This window comes from Pseudomonadota bacterium (genome assembly GCA_039196715.1).
Taxonomy (GTDB): domain Bacteria; phylum Pseudomonadota; class Gammaproteobacteria; order CALCKW01; family CALCKW01; genus CALCKW01.
Genome location: JBCCUP010000001.1, coordinates 207212 through 231373 on the forward strand (window position 1 = coordinate 207212; position 24162 = coordinate 231373).

A 24162-nucleotide genomic window follows, 5' to 3' on the forward strand; every position below is an offset into this window, starting at 1 on the left:
CAATCGCAAAGTCGTACAGCGCATCTGTCAGCGCAAAGGCTGGCAGGTACGCAAGCGAGCCAAGGGGCATCGGCCACGCGTCAGGGCCTTGCCGTCTGTCGCTCAGCATGTCAATCAACGCTGGGCGACCGATCTCGCGATGATCTGGTGTGGGCGGGACAGATGGTGCCATGTCGCGGTTGTGATCGACTGTGCGAGCCGAGAGTTATTGGGTTGGAGGTTGTCGAAACACGGCAACGCCAAGACGGCTGAATCCGCTCTTGAGGAAGCGCTGATCAACTGCTTCGGTCACCTGGGCCGAGTGACAGCGCCACACTGCAGCTCAGGAGCGACAACGGCTTGGTGTTTTGCTCAACACGCTACACGGCAACGGTGAAAGCCTATGGGCTCAGGCAGGAGTTCATCGCGCCTTACAGCCCGGAGCAGAACGGTGTGGTTGAGCGGTTTATCCGCAGCATGAAAGAAGAGTGCGTCTGGCAGAACCGGTTCGAGTCGATCGCACACGGCAGAACAACCCTGTCGTCCTGCATACGACACTACAACACCGAGCGTCCTCATTAGGCACTTGGCTATCGGACACCTGTGCAACTAGCGGCATAGGTGTGCAACAAATAGGGAGTCACTACACGCAGCGCAATGCCTGCACGACCCGTTCGACCGATTTAGTCTGACACGATTCGGTATACTTCCAGTCTTTGGCGTCAGGGTCACTCGACTCGCGCGACGCACGGGGTGAGTCATGCACGTACTGGTTGTCGGCGGTGGCGGGCGCGAACACGCGATCGCCTGGAAACTCACCCACAGTCCGCGGGTGACGACCGTCAGCGTGGCGCCCGGCAACGCCGGCACGGCCCGCAGCGCCGGTATCCGAAACGTCGCCATCTCGGCCGACGACATCGACAGCCTGATTGACTACGCCATATCGCACGACGTCGCCCTCACCGTTGTCGGCCCCGAGGCACCGTTGGTGTCAGGCATTGTAGATCGATTTCAGGACGCCGGTCTCCGCATCTTCGGGCCACGCGCTGGCGCGGCTCGACTCGAAGGCAGCAAATCCTTCAGCAAGGCCTTCTTGGCTCGGCACGCGATTCCCACAGCACGCTTCGAGACCTTCACGCACCTGTCAGACGCATTGCACTACATCGACAGCCGAGGTGCGCCGATCGTGATCAAGGCCGACGGGCTCGCGGCCGGCAAGGGCGTGGTGGTCGCGCACACGCTGGCAGAGGCTTGCGCGGCCGCCACGGACATGCTCGAGGGCAATCGCTTCGGCGACGCTGGCGCACGCATCGTGGTTGAGGACTTCCTGGTTGGCGAAGAGGCCTCGTTCATCTGCGTGGTCGACGGGCAGACCGCACTGCCACTCGCCAGTTCGCAGGACCACAAGGCGCGCGACGACGGCGACCGCGGGCCCAACACCGGTGGCATGGGGGCCTACTCTCCGGCACCGGTGGTGACCCAGGCGGTCCACGACCGCGTGATGCGCGAGGTCATCGAGCCCACCGTGGCCGGGATGGCAGCAGAGGGCAACGCCTTTGTGGGGTTTCTTTACGCCGGCCTCATGATTGACGACACCGGCGCACCGTATGTGATCGAGTTCAACGTTCGCTGTGGCGATCCCGAGACCCAACCGATCATGGCGCGACTGAATTCAGACCTGTGTGCGCTGTGTGAGGCGGCCATCGACTCGGCGCTCGCTGGAGTCACAGTCGATTGGGATCCGCGGCCCGCGCTCGGCGTTGTGCTGGCCGCCGAAGGCTACCCGGAAAGCTATCCCACCGGCCAGGTGATTTCCGGTCTGGAGGCCGACGCCGAGGACGCCCTGGTATTCCACGATGGCACGGCGGAACACGGCGGCGAGGTGGTCACCTCAGGCGGACGCGTACTGTGTGTTGTCGGCATCGGCGACTCGCTTCGCGTGGCCCGGGACAGCGCCTACGCGCGGGTCGATTCGATTCACTGGGACAACCGGGTATTTCGGACCGACATCGGCCACCGCGCATTGCGCTGAATCCGGCACACCCGTCTGCGCCCGCGAGATACGGGCGTCCTGCGCGTACTAGCGCTTCATGGCATCGAAGAATTCTTCGTTCGTCTTCGTGGCCTGCATCCGGCCGATCAGAAACTCCATCGACTCGATCTCGTCCATCGAGTGGACGAATTTCCGGAGGATCCAGATTTTCTGCAGCTCCTCGGCCTTTATCATGAGCTCTTCGCGGCGCGTTCCGGAGCGGTTCACGTTGATCGCCGGGTACACGCGCTTCTCTGCGATGCGGCGTTCGAGGTGAAGCTCCATGTTGCCGGTGCCTTTGAACTCCTCGTAGATGACTTCGTCCATCTTCGACCCGGTTTCAACCAGCGTGGTCGCGAGGATCGTCAGGCTGCCCCCTTCCTCGATGTTGCGCGCCGCGCCGAAAAACCGCTTTGGCCGCTGCAGTGCGTTGGCGTCCACGCCACCGGTCAACACCTTGCCGGAACTCGGTGCAACGGTGTTGTACGCGCGTGCGAGGCGCGTGATCGAATCGAGCAGGATGACCACGTCTTTCTTGTGTTCGACCAGTCGCTTGGCTTTCTCGATCACCATTTCGGCCACCTGCACATGGCGACTGGCGGGCTCGTCGAAGGTGCTCGAGACCACCTCACCCTGCACCATGCGCTGCATCTCGGTGACTTCTTCCGGCCGCTCATCGATCAACAGCACGATGACATAGCACTCCGGAAAGTTGGCGGTGATGCTTTGTGCCAGGTTTTGCAGAATCATCGTCTTGCCCGCTTTCGGGGGCGAGACGATCAGACCGCGCTGGCCCTTGCCGAACGGGGCAACGATGTCGATGATGCGTGCGGTGATGTCCTCGGTGCTGCCGTTGCCCCGCTGGACGCGGAGCCGCTCGGTCGCGTGCAAGGGCGTGAGGTTCTCGAACAGGATCTTGGACTTGGCCTGCTCTGGCGGTCCGAAGTTGATGTCGTCGACCTTGAGCAGAGCGAAATACCGCTCGCCTTCCTTTGGCGGGCGGATCTTGCCGTTGATCGTGTCACCGGTGCGCAGGTTGAAGCGACGGATCTGACTGGGCGACACGTAGATGTCGTCCGGACCAGCCATGTAGGAGGAGTCCGTCGAACGCAGAAAGCCGAATCCGTCTTGCAGGATTTCCAGCACACCGCCGCCGAAGATGTCCTCGCCCTGTTTGGCGCGCGCCTTGAGTATCGAGAAGATGATGTCCTGCTTGCGGGAACGGGCGATGTTCTCGATGCCGGAGGACTGGGCGAGCTCGATCAGCTCGGAAGCCGACTGTTTCTTGAGGTCGCTGAGGTTCATTGAAGGTTTTTCGTTTTCGGACACGTGGACACGCTTGGCCCCGATGGGGTCGTAGAGGGAGAGAGACAGGTGCGAGGGCGTCGATCTGGAACGCGGCGCCGGCACGGACGGCCGGGAGACTCGCGCGACCATAGCATCGCCACCCCACCGAGTCCAGTCGCGCAGGCGTCAAAAATTCGTCTGCGTCAGAACAGTGCTTGGCAAGTTTCACGCCAGCGCGGGCGCAGTTGGCATTTACCCGCCCACGTCCACACGCCCGTGCCAGGGTCGGCTCACGACCTGACGCCGCACCGAGGGCGGCGGTGGTTCAACAAGAGGACTCAGAGTTCGCCGTCGAGGAAGGCCATCAGCTGGCTCTTCGACACCGCCCCGACCTGCTGGTTCTGTACGGCCCCGTCCTTGAACAACATCAGGGTCGGAATGCTGCGAATGCCGAACTTGGCCGGGCTCTCGGGGTTCTGGTCGATGTTGAGTTTGCCAATTCTGACCCGTCCGTCGAGCTCGCCAGCCACTTCCTCAAGCATCGGACCGATCATCTTGCAGGGGCCACACCACTCGGCCCAGTAGTCCACCAGTACAGGCAGCTCCGACTGAATCACTTCCTGCTCGAAGTTGCTGTCGGTGACTTCAACGATGTTGTCACTCACGATGTCTTCTCCTGGTTGCTGCCTCACCGCACCTCGGGAGGCGCGACGGCGTGTCGGTGCCGCCAAGAGGGCTCGAGAGCACGCCGAGAGACAGGTCGAATTGGAAAGCCCCAATGCGCAGATAGCGCAATCAGGCCGGCCGAATTCAGTTAAACTCGGCAGATGGAATCACCACATGCTAGCACACCTTCCTTCGCCAGTTTCGACCTACCGGCAACGCTCCAACAAGGCCTCGACGACATCGGATTCGACCGTTGCACGGAGATCCAGGGCCTCTCACTGCCGCACGCCCTGAACGACAAGGACGTGGCCGGACAAGCACAGACCGGCACCGGCAAAACCGCCGCGTTTCTGATCGCGACCTACGCCAAGCTGCTGCGCACCGAGCCTGCGCCCACACGGCGCGTCAACCAGCCCCGCGCACTGATCCTGGCCCCCACGCGGGAGCTGGCGATCCAGATCCACAAGGACGCGACGGAAATCGGCGCCCACACGGGCCTCGAACTCGCCCTGGCCTACGGCGGTGTCGACTACGAGAAGCAACGCCAACGGCTGATCGACGGTGTCGACATCCTGATCGGCACACCGGGCAGGATCATCGACTACTTCAAGCAGAATGTGTTCGATCTGCAGTGCCTTCAAGTGGTCGTGCTAGACGAAGCGGATCGCATGTTCGACCTGGGCTTCATCGCCGATATCCGATACCTCCTGCGCAGGATGCCGGCGCCCACGGACAGGCTGAGCATGTTGTTCTCGGCGACGCTGTCCCACCGTGTGCTCGAGCTGGCTTACGAGCACATGAACGAGCCCGAAAACGTCAAGACGGACACCGACCAGGTGACCGCGGACCGGGTCGAGCAGTCGTTGTACCACCCGGCCAAGGAAGAGAAACCGGCGCTGCTGGTCGGCCTGTTGCGCCACATGCAACCCGAACGGAGTATGGTCTTCGTCAACACCAAGGTCGTCGCGGACCGCCTGCTCGGTTGGCTGTTGGGCAACGGCTTCAAGGCGGACGTGCTCTCGGGTGACGTGCGTCAAACCAAACGTCAACGCTTGTTGCAGGATTTCGGCAGCGGCACGATCGACATCCTGATTGGCACCGACGTCGCAGCGCGCGGCCTGCACATCCCGGGTGTGACGCACGTCTTCAACTATGACTTGCCGCAGCAACAGGAGGACTACGTCCACCGCATCGGCCGCACCGCGCGGGCCGGGGCCAAGGGCGAGGCGATCAGTTTCGCCTGTGAGGAGTACGCATTCTCACTGCCCGACATCGAGGAATACATCGGCCAACCGATTCCGACAGCAGCCATCACCAACGACCTTCTGCCGGAGCTGTCCCCGCCCAAGCGCATCGCGCGACGCGACGCGGCACCCGGTCGCGACGGCAAGCGCGGCGCCGGTCGATCGTCCGGAGGTCGCAGAGGCGACGGGCGCCGAAGCGACAGCCGTCGCGGCGACAGCCGTCGAAGCGAGGCGCCTCGGGCGAAAAAGCGCGAAGGCGACGAAACGCAGGGCACGCCCACTGACGCAGCGCCGGCACACGTCGAAGTCGACGTCGGTGCACCGGATGCCGAGCAACCCAAGCGCAAGCGCCGGCGCAGCAGACGCCGAGGCAAGCCCGCTGACGACACAGGGCAGACCGACGGCGCAGCAACGCAGGCCACACCGTCATCGGATCAGCCCTCAGACAGTGCCGACGCGGCGGCCCGCAAACCACGCCGCCGACGTGGCGGGCGAAATCGCCGCGGGCGCAAGCCCGAGGGCCAGGCCGCTGCCCAGAGCGGTGAGACGCGTCCACAGTCGGGGGCATCGACGGCGACCCCGACGGACACCACCGGCCCATCCCCTTCCGGACTGCTTGGCACACTGCGCGGTTTCACACGGAAGCTGTTCGGCAAGTCATAGACCGATCGGTCTGACTCGGCGGGGCCGCTGTGCGCCCCGCCCTCCGCCGTCGCGTTCTGTCGCTTCGGCACACCCGTCGCGACACGTCCAACGGCGTCAAAGCGCAAGCCGCGAACCTGCACGGACCCAACGTGCCTGGCCACACCAACGACCCCGCGTCGGGCAGTAAAGAATTCAAATCCACCGCCGACACCTGTCCGGACATCGGGAAGATGTCAATGCGGAAAGGTGTGACAGCGCAACGATACGCACACGCAGTTCACTGACCCGCAGAGACCCACCGCGACAGGAACGTCGATGCAGGATCGCTCGACTCCACTCAGTGGCCATCCCGAGACCCAATTCATTCGCAACGTCAACTGGAATGCGTGCCATGTCTCTGTCGACATCCTACAACATCACTGCTCAAAACCTGGCGAACCGCCGCGAGTTCCTCCGGCTCGACGAAAAGTCGGCCAGCGTCCTCGGTGGATTGCACGCGTGGTCACAACGCGTCGCGAAGAAGCTTGTCAAGGACCTCTACGACCATCACTTCGCGTGCGTTGGTACGCGGGCGTTCCACGAGCGTTTCGCCGCTGAACGCGGTGTCGACATGCAAACCCTGCGGGCGCACCTGGAGAAGACCCAGGCCGCCTACTTCACGGGCATCTTTGCCGAAGCAGCGCGCGGCGGCGGTTTCGACCGTGACTACTTCGACCAGCGCTTGAGCGTCGGCAAACTGCACAACCAGGACGACCTGCCGCCCAAGTGGTTCCTCGGTTCGTACCTCGAGTTGCAGCTGCTGATTCGCAAGTACCTCTTCCGCAGCTTCCCGCACCGTCCGTTCTACCGTGCCCGCGTCGAGCGCGCCGTGTTCGCGGTCGTGAACTATGACATGCAAGCCGTGACCGATGCCTACACCATCGACCTGATCAACTCGCTGGGCATAGACATCGAGCAGATGACATCCATCTCCGGCGACGCTGACGTCACCGACGACCTGACCAGCGTGAAGACTTTCATGGCCGACCTCGTCGGGAACCTCGGCTCCACCAGCGAGGCGCTCACGCGCAGCAGCGAGGCCCTGGCCGACAGCGCTGGCAAGCTGGCAGGTCAATCGCAATCTCAGGCAGCCTCTTTGCAAGCCGCCGCTGCAGCCATCGTGCAGATCAACGAGTCGGTGAGCGCGACCAGCCGTAACGCGGAAAAGGCGAACGACATCACCACCAACAGCAGCACGCTCGAAGACGGCACCGAAGGCGACAGCGTCGTCTCGACCATGAACCAGATCAGTGAATCGTCAAAGCAGATCAGCAACATCACCACGCTGATCGAGGAAATCGCCTTCCGCACCAACCTGCTGGCGCTGAACGCCGCGGTCGAGGCCGCCCGCGCCGGTGAGCACGGCCGCGGATTCAATATCGTGGCATCGGAAGTCGGACAATTGGCACAGCGCTCCAGCCAAGCGGCCCAGGAGATCAAGGGCTTGATCGAGGAAGGCGGTGCCAAGGTCGAGGAAGGTGTGACCTCGGTGGAGAAGATCGCCCAGATGATCTCGGACATTGCCAACGCGTCGAGAGAGCAAACGGCGGGGATCACCGAAATCACCAATACCGTGAACGACATCGACGCATCGACGCAGTCGAATGCCCATCAGACAGACATGATGAACAACCTGGCGCGCGAACTCTCCGAGCACGCCGCCAACGTGTCCACCATGGTGCGCAAACTCAAACGCGCCGCCTGAACACCGTTTTCCTGACGTGGGGTCACACGGGGGAGTCGCGATCAGCGCTCCCCCGCTTTTTGTGTTCAGCGCTTGGCGATCACGTAGGCGAGCGTCTCGACAACCTGATCGGGCGTTTGCGCCCAGGCCTGAGCCGCTGCATCCACTTCCTTCAACGGGTGAATCAGACTGGCATCGTGCAAGGTGATGTACGGCGTGCCGAGCGCCGCACAATAGCCTGCGTCAAACGCCGCATTCCACTGTTTGTACTGGTCACCGAAACGCACCACGGCAACGTCGGCACGGCGCAGCAGGGTACCGGTCCGGATGGCGTTCACCTTTGACGATTGGTGGTCACGCCAGAAGGGATTGTCCTGCGCGCCGAGGTGGTCCCCCGCGGCATCCGACGCCGGGTGGTCTGTCACCGGCGCGAGGAACGCCACATCGAGTTCAAGCCGCGCGCAGCCGTCCGCAATCTGCTCCCGCCAGTCCGTGTGAATCTCGCCAGAGAGGTACACCTGCCAGGTCATTGCGCTCGCCTCGATTGTCACTGTGATCGCACAGCATAACGAATTCGATCGAGGACCGTCCGAGCGATCCCGAGTGTGCCGAGCGGAGACCGCGGCCGGCCAGAGCTGCTGCACCGAAACGCGCTAGACTATGCCGCGCACGACGGCAGAAGCGCAGCACAGACCGGTTGCGACCGAGCCGAGCACGACACCCGGCTCGAGCGCGTCCGCGCGCGCCGACCGTGCCCCGAGACACACACGCCCGACCGACGACCATGGACAACGCCATCTACTGCTGCGGTGAGGCACTCATCGACATGCTGCCCGCCCGCGACGCCGAAGGCAATTCGTGCTGCCAACCGGTGCCGGGCGGCGCCGTCTTCAACACCGCCATCGCCCTCGGCAGGTTGCGTGCCCCGGCGGGATTCATCGCCGGGGTGTCACGGGACCTCTTCGGCACCCAACTCGTCGAGGCACTTGAGGCCTCGGCGGTAGACGCGAGCCTGTGTCCGCGCAGCGATCGCCCAACCACGCTTGCGTTTGTGAAACTGGTTGACGGTCAGGCGCAATACGCGTTCTACGACGAGAACACGGCGGGTCGGCTCTTCGAGCTCGGCGACCTTCCAACGCTGCCCCCAACCGTGGGCACACTCCACTTCGGCGCAATCAGCCTGGTCTCGGAACCCTGCGGTACCGCCTACGAGCAATTGCTGCTGCGCGAAGCCGACCACCGCGTGATCTCACTCGACCCGAACATCCGACCCGGGTTCATTCAGGACGCCGACCGTCACCGCGCACGCATCGAGCGACTGATCGCGCGCAGCGACATCGTGAAAGTCTCGGACGAGGACCTCGCCTGGCTGGTGCCCGGGCTCGACCCGGCGGACGACGGCGCCGTTCAGGGCTGGCTGGACGCAACGTTCGACGCCGGTGTGTCGCTGATCGCGCTGACGCGCGGTGGCGGTACAACGCGACTCCTGACCGGGCGGCACAGCGTTCAACAGACACCCACACCGCGTGCCGTTGTCGACACCGTGGGCGCGGGTGACACCTTCAACGCAGGTCTGTTGAGCGCGCTGCTGGACATGCAGGCCTTGTCGAAAGACGCCCTCGGCGAACTCGGGGAAACCCAACTGCACGGTGCACTCACCCGCGCCATGAGCGTGGCGGGTCGGGTGGTCGAGTGCGCAGGCGCCAACCCGCCGTGGCGAGCCGACCTCAGCGACGATGAGCTCGCGCTGCCCGGGGACACACCGTGAAATACCGACTGGGCGAACACAGGGTGCAAACCGGGCGCAACTGCTTCATCGCGCCGAGCGCCGACGTCATCGGCGACGTCGTGCTCGACGACGAGGTCAGTGTGTGGTTCGGCGCCGTGCTGCGGGGCGACAACGCCCGTATCGCCATCGGACGCGGCAGCAACGTCCAGGACAACAGTGTGATCCACGTCGACGACGGCTTTCCGGTCACGGTCGGCGAACGGGTGACCATTGGCCACAAGGTGATGCTACATGGCTGCACCATCGGCGATGGAGCGTTGATCGGCATGAACGCCGTTGTGCTCAACGGCGCTGTCGTCGGTGCGGGCTGCCTGGTCGGCGCCAACGCGCTGATCACCGAAGGGACCGAGGTGCCGCCCGGGCACCTCGTGCTGGGTTCACCTGCGAAGGTGATCAAACCGCTTGATGCGGCTGCCCAGGCGCGGATGGCCGCTGGCGCCGCCCACTATGTCGCGAAGATCGCGGCGTACCACGCCCTGAGCCCCCTATCCGATTGACGCCCCCCACCGTTTGGCGGTTTTCCTCAGCCCTTCAAGTGGCGCGCGTGCCAGGCGATGTGTTCGCCGATGAACGTGCCGATGAAATGGTAGCTGTGGTCGTAACCCGGCTGCTCGCGGTACGTCAACGGGACGCCCTGTGCCTCACAAGCCGCGACCAGGCGTGCCGGGTGGAGCTGGTCGGCGAGGAATTCGTCGTCCATGCCCTGGTCGATCATCAACGGCGGCGCCGCGGCCCCCGATTGCACCAGGCAGGTTGCGTCGTACGCTTGCCAGCCGGCGCGATCCGAACCAAGGTAGGCGCCGAAACACCCTTCGCCCCACCCGCAGGCCACCGGGTTTGCGATCGGCGCAAAGGCCGATGCGCTCTTGTAGGCACCCGGGTTTCGCAGCGCGCAGACCAGCGCCCCGTGCCCGCCCATGGAGTGGCCCGTGACCGACTTGTTGCCCGGTTGTACCGGGAAGTGCGCCTCAACGAGACCGACGAGCTCGTCAGTCACGTAGTCGAACATACGGTAGTGCGCATCCCACGGCGCTTCGGTCGCGTTGACGTAGAAGCCGGCACCTTTGCCGAGGTCGTAGCGATCGGGTTCATCGGCGACGTCTTCCCCACGCGGACTCGTGTCGGGCATCACCAGGGCAACACCGTGTTCGGCCGCGTAGCGTTGCGCACCGGCCTTGGTGCGCACGTTGTCGTCCGTACAGGTCAGGCCCGAGAGGAAATACAGCGTCGGCACCGGCTCCGACGCCGCCTGCGGCGGCAGGTAGATGGAGAAGGTCATCTCGCATTGGCAGGCGGACGACGCGTGGGTGTACCGCTCCAGCCACCCCCCCCACTCGCGGATGCGCTCGACGCGTTCCATCACATGAGCACCACAGACCGGATCGACTTGCCCTCGTGCATCAGGTCGAACGCCGAGTTGATGTCCTCGAGCCCCATGGTGTGGGTCACCATCATGTCGAGGTTGATCTCACCGGCCATGTACTGGTCAACCATACCCGGGAGTTCGGTGCGGCCCTTGACGCCACCGAAGGCGGTGCCCTGCCAGCGGCGACCGGTCACAAGCTGGAACGGGCGCGTGGAGATTTCCTGTCCCTGTCCGGCAACGCCGATGATGGTGGACACGCCCCAGCCCATGTGACAACACTCCAGCGCGTCGCGCATGACATTGACGTTGCCGATGCACTCGAAGGAGTAATCCACACCGCCGTTGGTCATCTCGACAATCGCCTCAGTGACGCTGCCGGAAAGGTCGGCCGGGTTGACGAAATCGGTGGCGCCCAGCGCCTTGGCCATCTCGAACTTGTCCGGGTTCAGGTCCACCGCGATGATACGGCCGGCCTTGGCCATGACCGCACCCTGAATGACCGAGAGGCCGATACCGCCGAGACCGAACACCGCGACGCTCGCGCCCGGCTCGACCTTGGCCGTGTTGAGCACCGCGCCGATGCCGGTCGTCACGCCACAACCGAGCAGACACACCTTGTCGAGAGGGGCGGCTTTGCTGACCTTCGCGAGCGCGATTTCCGGCACCACCGTGTACTCGGAAAAGGTCGAACACCCCATGTAGTGGTAGATGTCTTTGCCATCGCAGGTGAACCGCCGCGTGCCGTCGGGCATGAAGCCGGTCCAGATGGTGGGTGCAATGGTCTGGCAGAGGTTGGATTTCGTGCTGTTACAGTATTCGCAGTCGCCGCACTCGGCAATGTAGAGCGGGATGACATGGTCACCCACGGACAGGTTCTTCACCCCGGGGCCACACTCGACCACCTCGCAGCCGCCCTCGTGCCCGAGGATGCAGGGGAACGCCCCCTCCGGGTCCTCACCGGACAGCGTGAAGGCATCGGTGTGACACACGCCGGTGGCGTGCACCTTGAGCAACACCTCGCCTTCCTGGGGTCCGGCGACTTCAACCTCTTCGATCACAAGCGGCTTCTTGGGCTCCCAAGCGATGGCGGCTTTGCATTTCATGGTGTTGGCTCTCCTGGTGGTGACAAGACGCGACCCGCGTGCTCCAGATGCCAAGCTTGCCAGTTGCACCGGTCAGTGCCAACCCCGCCGCGCGAATTGGCGCCAGTCGCCACAGCGCCAGCGCACCGCCCTCGCCTGTCCAGCTTGTGAAGGCATCGCACACACAGCTGAGGCTATACTGCCGGCGTCAACGGGGAGGGCAGCATGCAGCAGCAAGACAGTGAACGCAGCGGTATCGGCTGCCTCGGCATACTCGGCATTGTGGTCCTCACGGTGTGCGTGACCGTGGTCGGCACGATCTGGGTGATCAACAGCCAGATTTTCGGTAACCGGTTCACGCCGGTCGTGCTGGACGACGACGAACGGCAGGTGCTCAGCACCAAACTGCAAGCCGTGGGGCTCGGGGAATTGGCCGCACCCGACGACGGCGACTTCAGCCCGCAACCGTACTCGGAGGACCCCGACAATCGCACCGTCTCACTCAGCGAGCGTGAACTGAACGCGCTCGTTGCACGCAACACCGACGCCGCCGAACGCCTTGCACTCGACCTTGCGGACGATCTGATCAGTGCCCGGTTGCGTGTGCCGCTCGACCCGGATTTCCCGTTCCTTGGTGGCAAGGTACTCAAGGCCAGCGCCGGCCTCTCGATCAGCTACGAAAACGACCAGCCGCGGGTCATCCTACGCGGCGCAAGCGTCTGGGGTGTACCGATCCCCAATGCCTGGCTTGGCAATGTCAAGAACGTCGACCTGGTCGACCAGTTCGGTGGCGAGGACGGGTTCTGGAAGCAGTTTGCCGCGGGCATCGATCACATCGAGGTGCGCGAGGGAGCCCTGTCGTTGACGCTCCGAGAGTGAATCAACTGCCGGGACCCGCCTTCAACGACCGGCCGCAGCGCGCTCGATGATCCGGCGCAATTGCGCGTCGGAGTTGGTGATAACACGGAAACTCACGCGCCGCGACAAGGAAAAGTCCTCGAGTCCGTCCGGCCCGAGAACCGGCCGCGCAGACGACATCCCGACAGCCACAACCTTGTCCGACATCCAATCGCGCTCGGTGCGCACGGTCGACAGGAAGAACACGTGGTTGAGCACGGCCCGAGCACGGGCCTGTGACAGAGCCATGTTGTTGAAGTACGCGATCGCCGGGTCGGTGCCCTCGGCCCACCGGCTGCTGGTGTGGCCTTCGATCCGCAACTCATCGACGAGGTGCCGATGCTGCAGTATCACATCGAGGTAACGCGGGAAAAAATCCGCAAGCACCCGTTGGTAGCTGTCGCTGATTTCACTCCCGCCCGGGGCAAAGGCGACTTCGGGCGTATCGAAACTCAGCGTCAGGGTTTCATTGTCAAAGCGTGCATTCCAGGCCTTGAGTTGCTCACTGAACTCACGGTCAAGCGCGCCGGCCAGGGCCGCGTGACCGTCCCGGTACTCCTCGGCAAGGCTGTTCACGGTATCCCGCTGCGACAACGCCTGCTGCGTCAGCAACACCGAGATCAGCAGGAACGCGAGCATCAGGCCAGCCATCAGATCGGCAACGGACAGCCATTCGGTGCCCGCATCCGAGCGCCTGCGCTCGCGACCGAACAGCGCCAGCGAGCTCATGGCCCGGTGCCGGCGTTCGCGCCCAACTCGGCATCGGGCTGCGCCGGCAGTTGATCGAGCCGGCTCTGGATGTCACCCAGGTGCGAACGCAGCTCTCTTTCGAAGGCGTGACGCTCGTTGGTGCCGACGTTGTCGGACGAACCCGGTTGCGCACTGCCACGCAGGGCGAGGCTGAGTTGCATCTGCTCGAGTGCGTCAAGCATGTCGGCGCCCACTTGCCGTTGACTGGCCTCGAGGTGTGCCAGGCGCCCGAGGACGTTGTCATCGTCACTGCGATCGGCGATGGCGTTGGTCAGCGCAATCAGGTATTCGCTGTGTTCCCGTCCATCGAGGTTGGCTTGGCGAAGGTACTTGCCGAGGTTGGCGGTTTCGGCGACGAGCCGCTCCGCAAGGTCGTCACCGTGCTGGACACGGTCCTCCCGAGTCGGACGCAACGCCACCAACAATCGATAGAGAATCGACAGGCCCATGCCGGCGAGACTCGAGTGAAAGGCGGCGCCGATGCCACCGAGCAGACCGCTGAGCTCACCCTGCACGTCCGCATTGCCCACTTCGTCGAGGCCGATGACGATGCCGGCAAAGGTGCCGAGCATACCGAGGGAAATCAGCAGGCTGGGCGCGGCCGTGACCAGCCGGTGCGACGGCCCATGACGCCAGAGCACCCAACAGAAGGCGATAAAGGACAGTGCAATCAGCCACAGGAACTGGCCGGCGAGGTTGAAACTGAGCAGCTGCCCAATCACGGCAGAGAAAAGGTCGGTGATCATCGGCGGCGGCACAGTGGCAGACAGTCTGGCATGGCCTTCCAACAGCAAAACTGACGCCAAGACAAACTGCGCCCGTATCCCCTTGATTAGTGGGGCGTTACTGTCGGCGGTCCGCCGGACGCAGTTGATCGGATGCCGCCCGGGGGGCAAGAAGCCCCCCGCAACGTTGCATTTGCGTCAGCCGCCCGCATGTTCACGGCAATTCGGCTCACCCCCGCGGGGGCAGCGAGGGGCCGAACTGCGGTCCAACCGGTACTCTGACTCCCACACAGCAGCCTCACACTGTTATAATGGGAGGATTTCCCAGTTCAGGCTGACTGACTGGACGACGCCGTGACGACCGTCGCGCGCTGTCACTGACCGAATCGCGCACGGCTCACTTCAGTGGGCCGTGTGTTGTTTGGGTCTCCGGCAGCGCATGCCCGTCCGGAAACGCGAACGAAACACGCGCTGGTGCTGCCAGTGCCCGAACCACCCTACACATTTTGGCTCCGACATTCCCATGACCGACCTCAGCAAATACCGCAACATCGGCATTTTTGCGCACGTGGACGCCGGCAAGACGACCACCACCGAGCGCATCCTCAAACTCACCGGCAAGATCCACAAGATCGGCGAGGTGCACGACGGTGCGGCGACGACCGACTTCATGGAGCAGGAGCAGGAACGTGGCATCACGATCCAGTCCGCTGCGACCACAACGTTCTGGGACGATCACCGCCTGAACATCATCGACACCCCGGGGCACGTCGACTTCACCATCGAGGTCTACCGCTCGCTCAAGGTGCTCGACGGTGGCATCGGCGTGTTCTGCGGCTCGGGTGGCGTTGAGCCCCAGTCCGAGACTAATTGGCGGTACGCGAACGAATCAAAGGTCGCGCGCCTGATCTTCGTGAACAAGCTCGACCGCATGGGCGCCGACTTCTACCGTGTCGTCAAGCAGGTCGAGGACGTGCTCGCGGCGCGCCCGCTGGTCATGACCTTGCCGATCGGCATCGAAGACAACTTCACGGGTGTGGTCGATCTGCTGAGCCAGAAAGCCTACATCTGGGACGATTCCGGCGACCCGACAAAGTACACCGTCGAGGATATCCCGGCCGACATGGTGGACGACGCCGCCGCCTACCGCGAGCAGCTGATCGAGACCGCACTCGAAGCCGACGACGACCTCATGGAGCAGTACCTCGAGGGCGAGGAGCCGAGCATCGAGGGCATCAAGGCCTGCATCCGCAAGGGTACGCGCGAGCTCATGTTCTTCCCGACCTACTGCGGTTCGGCGTTCAAGAACAAGGGCGTGCAACTGATCCTCGACGCCGTGGTGGATTACCTGCCCAACCCGATCGAGGTCAACCCGCAGCCTGAAGTCGACATGGAAGGCACCGAGACCGGTGAATTCGCAATCGTGGACCCCGACCGTCCGCTGCGAGCGCTCGCGTTCAAAATCATGGACGACCGCTTCGGCGCACTGACCTTTACCCGGGTGTACTCGGGCAAGATCAACAAGGGTGACACCGTCCTCAACACCTTCACCGGCAAGACCGAGCGCATCGGCCGCATGGTGCTGATGCACGCGGACAACCGCGAAGAGATCGATTCCGCACAGGCGGGTGATATCGTCGCCATTGTCGGTATGAAGAACGTGCAGACCGGTCACACACTGGCGGACCAGAAGAACCCGGCCACCCTCGAGCCGATGGTCTTCCCGGATCCCGTGATTTCGGTTGCGATCGCGCCCAAAGACAAGTCCGGCGCCGAAAAGCTCGGTGTCGCGATCGGCAAGATGGTCCAGGAAGACCCGTCGTTCCGCGTCGAGACCGACGAGGATTCCGGCGAGACCATCATCAAGGGCATGGGGGAGCTCCACCTCGACATCAAAGTGGACATCCTCAAGCGCACGCACGGTATCGACGTCGAGGTGGGCAAGCCGCAGGTGGCCTACCGCGAAACGATTACCGGACGCATTGAAGACAGCTACACCCACAAGAAGCAGACCGGTGGCTCAGGCCAGTTCGGCAAGATCGACTACGTCATCGAGGCGGGCGAGACCGGCAGCGGCTTCACCTTCGAGTCCAAAGTGACCGGCGGTAACGTGCCACGCGAATTCTGGCCGGCGATCGAGAAAGGCTTCGAGACCAGTCTGGTCGAAGGCGTCCTCGCTGGTTTCCCGTGTCTGGACGTCAAGGTCACACTGATGGATGGCGCGTACCACGCGGTCGACTCGTCCGCGATTGCCTTCGAGATCGCCGCCAAGGGTGCCTACCGCCAGTCACTGCCCAAGGCCTCGCCGCAACTGATCGAGCCGATCATGAAGGTCGACGTGTTCACCCCGGATGACCACGTCGGCGACGTGATCGGTGACCTCAACCGCCGTCGCGGCATGATCGAAGGCCAGGACGCCGGCCCAACGGGCGTGCGCATCAAGGCGAAAGCGCCGCTGTCCGAGATGTTCGGCTACATCGGCGACCTGCGTACCATGACCTCGGGTCGTGGCCAGTTCTCCATGGAGTTCTCGCACTACGCACAGTGCCCGGCAAACGTCGCCGAGGCCGTGATAGCCGAGACCAAGGAACGGCGCGCCAACGGTTGACGGCGGGTTTTGTCACCCGGGACGGCGTCCGATCTCGTGCGGACGCCCCGCCAAGCCGGCCCCTCACGGGCCGGCTTTTTTTGCACTCGAACACACCGCGAGGGCGGGTACGGCGAACGGACGAGGAGCAGAGCTGACCGCCCGCACAGCTCCGGGTCATTCGGACCCCGGGATTTTTCATACGTTCACGGATGGTAAGACGCGCAATCCGGTCCACACACACACCGTGCAGCTGCATTAATAAGTGTGAAATTCAGGCAATACGTGGAATCAACGTTCAACAATCGGGAAGTTGTGTCGCTAACTCACCTATCTCGCAAGCAGACCATGGCTGGGCACGTGAGCAGTTTACCGATAAAAGATTTCATGACCGCGTCGGTGGCGACGGTCTCGCCCGATGCCCCCCTCTTCGACGTCGCGAGCAAGATGCACGAATCCCGACTGTCCTGCATCGTGGTCGTGGAAGACGAACACCCGATCGCCGTGATCACCGAACGGGACATGACCCGACTCGCGGCCCAGTTGCTGCGCGACGACGACGCGCCGGAGCTGCGCGAGGTGATGTCACCCGGTCTGATCACCCTGCACGTCAACGCCAGCTGCAACGAAGCCGTTGAGCTTGCTCACGCGAAACGCATCCGCCGTATGGTCATCGTCGACGACGAAGGTCGCCTGGCCGGCGTCGCAACCCAATCCGACCTGCTGCGCGCGCATGCGCAAGACCTCGAGTTTCAGAAAGACAACCTCGAGTTGGCTGTCACCGAGCGCACCATCGAATTGCACGAAGTCAATCAGCGCCTGATGGAACTCACCCGCGTCGACCCGATGCTGGGTATCGGCAACCGGCGATCCATGGACGAAGAGCTGATGAAGATCACCGAGCGGGCGCGTCGCTACAAACGCCCGTTCTCGGTCGCCCTGGTCGACGTGGACAACTTCAAGAAGTACAACGACCACTACGGCCATCAGATGGGCGACGACGCTCTGGTCGCAGTCGCCAACGCGCTGAAGTCTGCGGTGCGCAGTGCCGACAGCGTCTACCGGTATGGCGGCGAGGAGTTCCTCGTGATCCTCCCCGAAGTGGGTGTAGACGGCGGTGCCGTCGCGGCCGAGCACATGCGCAGCGCCGTGGAAAACCTCGCCATGGAGCACGTTCTGGCGAGCTCCGGGGTGGTGACCGCCAGCTTCGGCGTCGCCGAGGAGTGCGTCGACGCGCCGAACATGAACGAGCTGATCAAGCGTGCCGACGACGCGTTGTACGAGGCCAAACAGAACGGCCGCAACCGCGTGGGCACGGCCAACAGTCCGGACGGCGCAGACAAGGCCGCCTGAGCCCGCACCACCCGCAGCTCCGCACGACACACTGCCCACCGCAGGCCCATTGCGCCGATCGAGTGCGATCGCGCGCCGTCCGACCCTCTCCCACACGCCCCACCCCGGGCACACGCTGGCGTGTGACGCATGCCACAGCGACCGCGAGACCGCCGGTTCAACTGGGCGGGGTTTGTCGATAAACTGCCGCCAGACCCACGCGAGAGAGCAGCGACTTGTCTGAGCTCGAATTTGTCCAGATCGGTGCGCGAGACGACAACTTCTGTGTGTTCGTTCACGATGCGGTGAGCGGACGGACCGCGGCCGTCGACGCACCCGAGGCCGAGGCCATGCACGCCACGCTGGACCAGCGAGGGTGGCGGCTCGACACACTGCTGATCACCCACCACCACTACGACCACGTCGAGGGCATCGCCAGCCTGTACGAGCGGTTCGGCTGCGAGGTAATCGGGCCACGTGCCGAGGCCGACAAGATCGACGGACTGACCCGGCAGGTGGCCGAGGGTGACACGTTTGACCTGTACGGCCACGCCGTAACCGTCGTCGACACGCCCGGACACACGCTGGGCCACATTGTGTACTACCTGCCGGACGCCCGCGTGTTGTTCGCAGGTGACACGCTCTTTTCGTTGGGCTGTGGCAAGCTGTTCGAAGGCAGCCCGGCAGACATGTGGAGCAGCCTGCAGAAAATCCGAGCGCTTCCCGGCGACACCACCGTGTACGTCGGGCACGAATACACCGTTGAAAACGGCGAGCACGCCTTGCAATGGGAACCGGGTAATGCAGCCCTGGTCGAGCGCATGGAGACGGCGCGGGCGCTGCACGCCGCAGGTCAGCCCACAGTGCCGACAAGCCTGCAGCAGGAACTGGAAACCAACCCGTTTCTCCGCCCCGACTCCCAGGAGATCCGCGCGACGCTTGACATGACCTCGGCGAGCGATTTGGATGTGTTCACCCGGGTGCGTGAACTGCGCGGCTGAGGCGACACCTCGGCCTTGACGACGACCCGGCGGACCGGAAACACAGCGAACACTGCGATGAACGACCCACTCTGGCGCCCCAGCCAAGACCGGATTGAGACAACCAACCTGGCCGCGTTTGCGGCCCGTGTGGGTCTGGACGATCCGCTGGACTACGACCGCTTGCACCGCTACTCAATCGAGCAACCGGAGTCCTTCTGGCAATCCGTGTGGACCCACTGCGGCATCATCGGCGAAGCCGGTGACACCGTGATCAAGCAGGGGGCGCACCTCAAGGACTGCCGATTCTTCCCTGACAGCAACCTGAACTTTGCCGAAAACCTGCTTGCAGGTGACGGCTCCGACCCCGCCCTGATCAGCGTGTCGGAGGACGGCAAACACTGGCAGCTGAGCCGGGCGAAACTGGCCGAGCGCGTGTCACGCTTGCAACAAGCCATGCGCGCCGAGGGTATCGAGACGGGTGACCGGGTCGCAGCCATTTTGCCGAACTCGGTGGACGCCGTGGTTGGCATGTTGGCGGCGACCAGCCTCGGCGCCGTCTGGTCGTCCTGTTCACCGGATTTCGGCGTCAGTGGGGTGCTGGACCGTTTCGGCCAGATCGAACCCAAACTGCTGTTGTGTTGTGACGGCTACCAATACAACGGCAAGACCTTCACCACACTGGACAACGCACTGGAGCTCAGACGCGCTCTGCCCACGGTGCAGAAGCTCGTCGTGGTCCAGCAGCTCGACGCACCGCTGTCACTCGAGGACGACGACGCCCTGTCGATGGACGCTTTCGTCGCGCCCTACGCGGAGGCGCCGTTGGAATACACCCGGGTCGCGTTCGCCGCCCCGTTGTACATCCTGTTTTCCTCTGGCACCACCGGCAAGCCGAAGTGCATCGTCCACAGTGTCGGTGGCACGCTGCTCCAGCACGTCAAGGAACATCAGCTTCACTGTGACCTGAAACCGGGTGACAGGCTGTTCTATTTCACCACCTGCGGCTGGATGATGTGGAATTGGCTCACCAGCGCACTCGCCTCGGGTGTGACGCTGGTGTTGTTCGATGGCAACCCCTTCTACCCGAACGGGTATCGGCTTGCCGATCTCGTGGCGAACGAAGGTGTCACCCATTTCGGCACCTCAGCCAAATACCTCGACGCGTGCAGCAAAGCCGATATCTCCCCGGCCAGCGGACGTGATTTCAGCGCCTTGCGCGCCGTTTTTTCCACCGGATCACCGCTCGCGCCGGACGCTTTCGACTATGTCTACGAGAACTGGAAGGCCGACGTGTGTTTGTCGTCTGTCGCAGGCGGCACCGACATCGTTGGTTGCTTTCTCGCCGGCAACCCGATCGGACCGGTGTTTCGGGGCGAGTGTCAGAAACGCGCACTCGGCCTTGATGTGCAGGTCTTCGACGCCACAGGCGCGCCGCTGGTCGGCGAACCTGGTGAGCTCGTGTGCGTCAACGCCCACCCGTCGATGCCCACCGGTTTCTGGCGGGACAGCGACGGCAGCCGCTACCACGCGGCCTACTTCGAGCGGTTTGACAATGTCTGGCACCACGGCGACTACGTGACGTTGACCGAAAACGGCGGCATGGTCTTCTACGGGCGATCCGATGCCACGCTGAACCCCGGCGGTGTGCGGATCGGGACGGCCGAGATCTACGAGCAGGTCGAACGCGTGCCGGAGATCGTTGAGGCACTCGTGATCGGTCAGGACTGGGACGCGGACACCCGTCTCGTGCTGTTCGTTCGCCTCGCCGAGGGCAACAGCCTGACCGAAGCGCTGATCGCCGAGGTGAAGTCGGTCATTCGCACGGGTGCGTCGCCCCGGCACGTCCCGGCCATCGTGTTGGCCGTCGACGACATCCCGCGGACGAAATCAGGCAAGATCACCGAGCTTGCGGTCCGCGACGTGGTCCATAACCGACCGATTCAAAACGTCCACGCACTCGCCAATCCCGAGGCGCTCGAGCTCTACCGGAACCTGCCTGAACTCCAGGAGTGAGACAGGGTTCGCAAAACGGACACAGCGCCACGTTTTGCGGTCGGATCTGACTTCAGCGCGCACGGGCGGGCGCCGCTAGCGGCTGACAATCCGCCGCCTCACGACCGTGCATGGACAACCGACGCAACAGCTATCGATTGCTGCGCATTCAACCTGAAGCCCCACCCGCGCTGATCACGCGCATCTACCGCACCTTGATGCAACAGCTTCGGTTTCACCCCGACCTCGGTGGCGACACCGACCAGGCGAGCTTGATCAACCAGGCCTACCGCCGACTGATGGACCCGACCGAACGGGCGCGAGAGAACCGTGCGCTCGTCGAACGTGGCCTCTTCCCGGCCTCGATCGGCACCGGGCCAGTGTCCACGTACGCCGCGCACGCAGCCACCGCGCGGCACGGCAACATCAACCGCCGCCACTACGCGCGGGTCCTGATGCTCCAACTCGACGCCGAGACCGCGTTGCTCAACGCGGCGCGATCCTGGGCCGCGAACACGCCCGCCCAAGCGCGCAACGCCGCCCTGATCGAACGCGCGCACACCACCCTCGCCGACCCGACGACCCGCGCGCGCTACCTCGAGCTGCTCGCGGCCCACAGCCACCACGGTGCACTGCGCGCCCTGGAGCAGGACACACGGGTACACGCCGAGGCCGTGCGAGCCGCCCAGGCGGCGCAGGAAGCGAACAAAGCCGCACCGGCCTGCCCCTACTGCGCCCTGTCACCGTTGCGCATCCCGTCCACACCGGCCCCACGTTGCAGCCGTTGCGACAGCCCGCTCACGCCGCCGCCTGAGCTGCAGGACACCCGGCGCCGTCGTCAGGCCAGCCGACTGCACCGGCCGACGCACGCCACCATTAGCGTCGGCTGGCCGCCCCGTCGCACGCCCGCCACCGTCGTCGACATGTCGCCGGTCGGGGTCTCGTTCGAAAGCGCGTCGGTGCTGCACCACGCCACTGTGGTGCGGCTCGACGCAGACGGTGTCTGTGCCGTCGTCGAATTGACTCACGGAAACACCACGCCGCAGGGCTATGCCTACGGTGGCCGCTTTCTGTCAGCCGAGTTCGACTCCGATCAGGGCACCTTCGTGCGCGCCACAGCCTGACGCTGCCAGCGCAGGGCGGCGTTGCAAACCCTGTTCGCTCCGCTACAGCGCATCAGCCCGTAGGGGGTACCACGCAGTTGCACCGGTCAACTGAACCCCGATCGACAGCATGCATCACAGTGACAAGGGTGTGAGACCACACCCCGACCTGATCACCCGGGCAGACGCACTCGCAGCGGGCCCATTCGGAGACCAACACAATGCGCGCATTGATCCTGACGCTCTGCCTGCTCGGTATCGGCTCGGTATCGGCAAACACCCCCGCCCTGCCCACGGCGATCTTCGCCGGCGGATGCTTCTGGTGCATGGAGTCGGATTTCGAGAAACTCGACGGCGTGGTCGATGTGGTCTCCGGTTTCACCGGCGGCACGCACCCACAACCCACCTACCAGGGCGCTCACGACGGCCACTACGAGGCGGTGCTTGTCACCTACGACCCGGAGAAAATCGACTACCAGGGCCTGCTGGACCACTACTGGGTCAACATCGACCCCTTCGACGACCGTGGCCAGTTCTGCGACAAGGGGCACGAGTACCGGGCGGCGATCTTTGTCGGTGACGACAGCGAATCAGCCGCCGCGGAAGCCTCCAGACAGGCCGTCGCCGACGAATTCAGCAACCAGACCGTGGTGACTCAGATTCTCCCTCGCGCGGAATTCTTCCCGATCGCCGGGAAAGAGAGCTACCACCAGGATTACTACAAGAACCACTCGGTGCGCTACCAGTTCTACCGCTACCGCTGCGGCCGCGATGCACGCCTGCAAGCGATCTGGGGCGACCGCGTCACGCACCGAGCGCCCGGCGTCACACCTGCCGCAAGATCTGATCGCGCCGGTCCACCGCCCAACCGTATTGCGGTGGCCACAGTGCAAAGTCCGGGTCGGCACCGAGTGCATGTGCCGCGTGCAGCGGCCAGAACGGGTTATGCATGATTTCGCGCCCGAGCGCAACGAAATCGGCCCGACCGGTGGACACGATCTCCTCGGCCTGGGCGGCGTCGATGATCACACCGACCGCCATCGTCTGCATACCCACCTCCTCGCGGATGCGCTCAGCGTAGGGCACCTGGAACCCCGGCTGACGTGCTGAATGCTTGTCCAGCGGCTTGTTGTCGTCAGTCTGGCGAAAACGCGGCGCGCCGGCGATGCCACCGGACGAGCAGTCGACCACGTCGACGCCGACGGTTTGGAGTGCCTGAGCGAGCTGGACCGAATCGTCGAGTGTCCACCCGCCCTCGCGGCCGTCCACGGCTGACACACGGAAGAACAACGGTACCTCTTCGCCAATCCGCTTTCGCACGGCGTCGCACACCGCCAGCGGGAATCGCATACGGCCCTCGAGGTCGCCGCCGTACTGGTCGTTGCGCGTGTTGGAGAGCGGCGAGAGAAAGCTGTGCAACAGGTAGCCGTGCGCACCGTGCACCTCGATCACCTTGAAGCCGACGTCCAGCGACCGCGCGGCCGCGTCGGCGAAGGCTGCGACCAAGCCGTCGATATCGGCCTCTGACAGTTGCCGGGGTGCCTGGAACCCCGGACCAACCGGTTCGACGCCCGGGCCGACAACCGGCCAGGCGTGCGGGTCGGCGGCATCCAACGGCTTGCCGCCGCCGGCGAAGGGCGGCGTGCACGCCGCCTTGCGGCCAGCGTGAGCCAACTGGATGCCCGGGACACAGCCCATCGATTCGATGAAGGCCGTGACCGGCTTGAGGGCAGCCGCGTGTTCATCTGACCAGATGCCAAGGCACGCCGGCGTGATCCGGCCTGCAGGCTCGATCGCAGTCGCTTCGGCGAATACCAGGCCCGCCTTGCCCCGAGCAAAGGTACTCAAGTGCGCAAAGTGAAAGGGCTGCGCCAGGCCGTCTATCGCGGAGTACATACACAGCGGTGACACCGCGACACGGTTGGGGAACGTGGTACCGCGAACGGTGATGGGACTGAAAAGCGAGCTCATGCGGGTCAC

21 protein-coding genes and 1 pseudogene are annotated in these 24162 nt (G+C 64.0%); 14 read left to right on the forward strand and 8 right to left on the reverse strand.

Features of this window, described 5'->3' with window-relative positions; all coding sequences use genetic code 11:
• Positions 1-139: 139 nt before the first annotated feature.
• From AAGA11_01020 to purD, 3 genes are all read left to right on the forward strand, one after another.
• On the forward strand, positions 140-376 hold the full coding sequence (locus tag AAGA11_01020; GenBank protein ID MEM9601416.1) for a transposase family protein: 237 nt from the start codon (positions 140-142) through the stop codon (positions 374-376).
• Complete coding sequence (locus tag AAGA11_01025) at positions 373-561, forward strand: transposase (protein ID MEM9601417.1); 189 nt, start codon at positions 373-375, stop codon at positions 559-561. Before AAGA11_01020 ends, AAGA11_01025 begins: the two co-directional genes overlap by 4 nt.
• Positions 562-739: 178 nt before the next feature.
• The gene (gene purD, locus AAGA11_01030) at positions 740-2011 is read left to right on the forward strand and encodes a phosphoribosylamine--glycine ligase (protein ID MEM9601418.1); all 1272 of its coding nucleotides are present in this window, start codon (positions 740-742) and stop codon (positions 2009-2011) included.
• Positions 2012-2059: 48 nt separating this feature from the next.
• Here purD and rho read toward each other — a convergent pair whose 3' ends face one another.
• Both rho and trxA read right to left on the reverse strand, forming a co-directional pair.
• On the reverse strand, positions 2060-3316 hold the full coding sequence (rho, locus tag AAGA11_01035; GenBank protein MEM9601419.1) for a transcription termination factor Rho: 1257 nt from the start codon (positions 3314-3316) through the stop codon (positions 2060-2062).
• Between the two features lie 320 nt (positions 3317-3636).
• Positions 3637-3963 (reverse strand): thioredoxin TrxA, encoded by a 327-nt coding sequence (trxA, locus tag AAGA11_01040; protein MEM9601420.1) that lies wholly within the window; start codon positions 3961-3963, stop codon positions 3637-3639.
• Between the two features lie 162 nt (positions 3964-4125).
• Between trxA and AAGA11_01045 the strand changes: the two genes are divergently transcribed.
• A complete protein-coding gene (locus tag AAGA11_01045; protein ID MEM9601421.1) occupies positions 4126-5871 on the forward strand; it encodes a DEAD/DEAH box helicase in 1746 nt (581 codons plus the stop codon).
• Between the two features lie 373 nt (positions 5872-6244).
• On the forward strand, positions 6245-7597 hold the full coding sequence (locus AAGA11_01050; protein MEM9601422.1) for a globin-coupled sensor protein: 1353 nt from the start codon (positions 6245-6247) through the stop codon (positions 7595-7597).
• Positions 7598-7662: 65 nt separating this feature from the next.
• Here AAGA11_01050 and AAGA11_01055 read toward each other — a convergent pair whose 3' ends face one another.
• The gene (locus tag AAGA11_01055) at positions 7663-8106 is read right to left on the reverse strand and encodes a YtoQ family protein (GenBank protein MEM9601423.1); all 444 of its coding nucleotides are present in this window, start codon (positions 8104-8106) and stop codon (positions 7663-7665) included.
• Between the two features lie 254 nt (positions 8107-8360).
• Here AAGA11_01055 and AAGA11_01060 point away from each other — a divergent pair, with 254 nt between their 5' ends.
• A complete protein-coding gene (locus tag AAGA11_01060; protein MEM9601424.1) occupies positions 8361-9344 on the forward strand; it encodes a PfkB family carbohydrate kinase in 984 nt (327 codons plus the stop codon).
• Complete coding sequence (locus tag AAGA11_01065) at positions 9341-9862, forward strand: gamma carbonic anhydrase family protein (protein MEM9601425.1); 522 nt, start codon at positions 9341-9343, stop codon at positions 9860-9862. Before AAGA11_01060 ends, AAGA11_01065 begins: the two co-directional genes overlap by 4 nt.
• Before the next feature lie 26 nt (positions 9863-9888).
• Here the strand turns inward: AAGA11_01065 and fghA are convergent, their stop codons facing one another.
• Positions 9889-10725 (reverse strand): S-formylglutathione hydrolase, encoded by an 837-nt coding sequence (fghA, locus tag AAGA11_01070; protein ID MEM9601426.1) that lies wholly within the window; start codon positions 10723-10725, stop codon positions 9889-9891.
• On the reverse strand, positions 10725-11834 hold the full coding sequence (locus tag AAGA11_01075; protein ID MEM9601427.1) for an S-(hydroxymethyl)glutathione dehydrogenase/class III alcohol dehydrogenase: 1110 nt from the start codon (positions 11832-11834) through the stop codon (positions 10725-10727). The genes fghA and AAGA11_01075 overlap by 1 nt, the downstream gene beginning before the upstream one ends.
• A 204-nt stretch (positions 11835-12038) precedes the next feature.
• Between AAGA11_01075 and AAGA11_01080 the strand changes: the two genes are divergently transcribed.
• Positions 12039-12692: an arginine N-succinyltransferase gene (locus AAGA11_01080; GenBank protein MEM9601428.1), complete on the forward strand. Its 654-nt coding sequence runs from the start codon at positions 12039-12041 to the stop codon at positions 12690-12692.
• 21 nt (positions 12693-12713) lie between these two features.
• Here AAGA11_01080 and AAGA11_01085 read toward each other — a convergent pair whose 3' ends face one another.
• Together AAGA11_01085 and AAGA11_01090 are read right to left on the reverse strand one after the other, a co-directional pair.
• A complete protein-coding gene (locus AAGA11_01085; GenBank protein MEM9601429.1) occupies positions 12714-13439 on the reverse strand; it encodes an OmpA family protein in 726 nt (241 codons plus the stop codon).
• Positions 13436-14206, reverse strand: a complete 771-nt coding sequence (locus AAGA11_01090) for a MotA/TolQ/ExbB proton channel family protein (protein MEM9601430.1) — start codon at positions 14204-14206, stop codon at positions 13436-13438. Before AAGA11_01090 ends, AAGA11_01085 begins: the two co-directional genes overlap by 4 nt.
• A 502-nt stretch (positions 14207-14708) precedes the next feature.
• Between AAGA11_01090 and fusA the strand changes: the two genes are divergently transcribed.
• From fusA to msrA, 6 genes and pseudogenes are all read left to right on the forward strand, one after another.
• Positions 14709-16793: an elongation factor G gene (fusA, locus tag AAGA11_01095; GenBank protein ID MEM9601431.1), complete on the forward strand. Its 2085-nt coding sequence runs from the start codon at positions 14709-14711 to the stop codon at positions 16791-16793.
• Positions 16794-17159: 366 nt separating this feature from the next.
• Positions 17160-18125 (forward strand): diguanylate cyclase, encoded by a 966-nt coding sequence (locus tag AAGA11_01100; protein ID MEM9601432.1) that lies wholly within the window; start codon positions 17160-17162, stop codon positions 18123-18125.
• A 215-nt stretch (positions 18126-18340) separates the two neighbouring features.
• Positions 18341-19105: a hydroxyacylglutathione hydrolase gene (gene gloB / locus AAGA11_01105; GenBank protein MEM9601433.1), complete on the forward strand. Its 765-nt coding sequence runs from the start codon at positions 18341-18343 to the stop codon at positions 19103-19105.
• A gap of 57 nt (positions 19106-19162) precedes the next feature.
• Positions 19163-21100: an acetoacetate--CoA ligase gene (locus tag AAGA11_01110; protein MEM9601434.1), complete on the forward strand. Its 1938-nt coding sequence runs from the start codon at positions 19163-19165 to the stop codon at positions 21098-21100.
• Between the two features lie 110 nt (positions 21101-21210).
• On the forward strand, positions 21211-22203 hold the full coding sequence (locus tag AAGA11_01115) for a J domain-containing protein (protein MEM9601435.1): 993 nt from the start codon (positions 21211-21213) through the stop codon (positions 22201-22203).
• 200 nt (positions 22204-22403) lie between these two features.
• A pseudogene (msrA, locus tag AAGA11_01120) lies at positions 22404-22994 on the forward strand (peptide-methionine (S)-S-oxide reductase MsrA).
• A gap of 13 nt (positions 22995-23007) precedes the next feature.
• Here msrA and AAGA11_01125 read toward each other — a convergent pair.
• Positions 23008-24153: an NADH:flavin oxidoreductase/NADH oxidase gene (locus AAGA11_01125; protein ID MEM9601436.1), complete on the reverse strand. Its 1146-nt coding sequence runs from the start codon at positions 24151-24153 to the stop codon at positions 23008-23010.
• Positions 24154-24162: the final 9 nt, after the last annotated feature.

What these genes read in the sequence shown, in the direction of transcription:
- AAGA11_01020 (MEM9601416.1), top strand. Translation starts at nt 140, where the DNA reads ATGATCTGGTGTGGGCGGGACAGATGGTGCCATGTCGCGGTTGTGATC.
- purD (MEM9601418.1), top strand. Translation starts at nt 740, where the DNA reads ATGCACGTACTGGTTGTCGGCGGTGGCGGGCGCGAACACGCGATCGCC.
- rho (MEM9601419.1), bottom strand. Translation starts at nt 3,316, where the DNA reads ATGAACCTCAGCGACCTCAAGAAACAGTCGGCTTCCGAGCTGATCGAG.
- AAGA11_01045 (MEM9601421.1), top strand. Translation starts at nt 4,126, where the DNA reads ATGGAATCACCACATGCTAGCACACCTTCCTTCGCCAGTTTCGACCTA.
- AAGA11_01050 (MEM9601422.1), top strand. Translation starts at nt 6,245, where the DNA reads ATGTCTCTGTCGACATCCTACAACATCACTGCTCAAAACCTGGCGAAC.
- AAGA11_01055 (MEM9601423.1), bottom strand. Translation starts at nt 8,106, where the DNA reads ATGACCTGGCAGGTGTACCTCTCTGGCGAGATTCACACGGACTGGCGG.
- AAGA11_01060 (MEM9601424.1), top strand. Translation starts at nt 8,361, where the DNA reads ATGGACAACGCCATCTACTGCTGCGGTGAGGCACTCATCGACATGCTG.
- fghA (MEM9601426.1), bottom strand. Translation starts at nt 10,725, where the DNA reads ATGGAACGCGTCGAGCGCATCCGCGAGTGGGGGGGGTGGCTGGAGCGG.
- AAGA11_01075 (MEM9601427.1), bottom strand. Translation starts at nt 11,834, where the DNA reads ATGAAATGCAAAGCCGCCATCGCTTGGGAGCCCAAGAAGCCGCTTGTG.
- AAGA11_01080 (MEM9601428.1), top strand. Translation starts at nt 12,039, where the DNA reads ATGCAGCAGCAAGACAGTGAACGCAGCGGTATCGGCTGCCTCGGCATA.
- AAGA11_01085 (MEM9601429.1), bottom strand. Translation starts at nt 13,439, where the DNA reads ATGAGCTCGCTGGCGCTGTTCGGTCGCGAGCGCAGGCGCTCGGATGCG.
- AAGA11_01090 (MEM9601430.1), bottom strand. Translation starts at nt 14,206, where the DNA reads ATGATCACCGACCTTTTCTCTGCCGTGATTGGGCAGCTGCTCAGTTTC.
- fusA (MEM9601431.1), top strand. Translation starts at nt 14,709, where the DNA reads ATGACCGACCTCAGCAAATACCGCAACATCGGCATTTTTGCGCACGTG.
- AAGA11_01100 (MEM9601432.1), top strand. Translation starts at nt 17,160, where the DNA reads ATGACCGCGTCGGTGGCGACGGTCTCGCCCGATGCCCCCCTCTTCGAC.
- AAGA11_01110 (MEM9601434.1), top strand. Translation starts at nt 19,163, where the DNA reads ATGAACGACCCACTCTGGCGCCCCAGCCAAGACCGGATTGAGACAACC.
- AAGA11_01115 (MEM9601435.1), top strand. Translation starts at nt 21,211, where the DNA reads ATGGACAACCGACGCAACAGCTATCGATTGCTGCGCATTCAACCTGAA.
- AAGA11_01125 (MEM9601436.1), bottom strand. Translation starts at nt 24,153, where the DNA reads ATGAGCTCGCTTTTCAGTCCCATCACCGTTCGCGGTACCACGTTCCCC.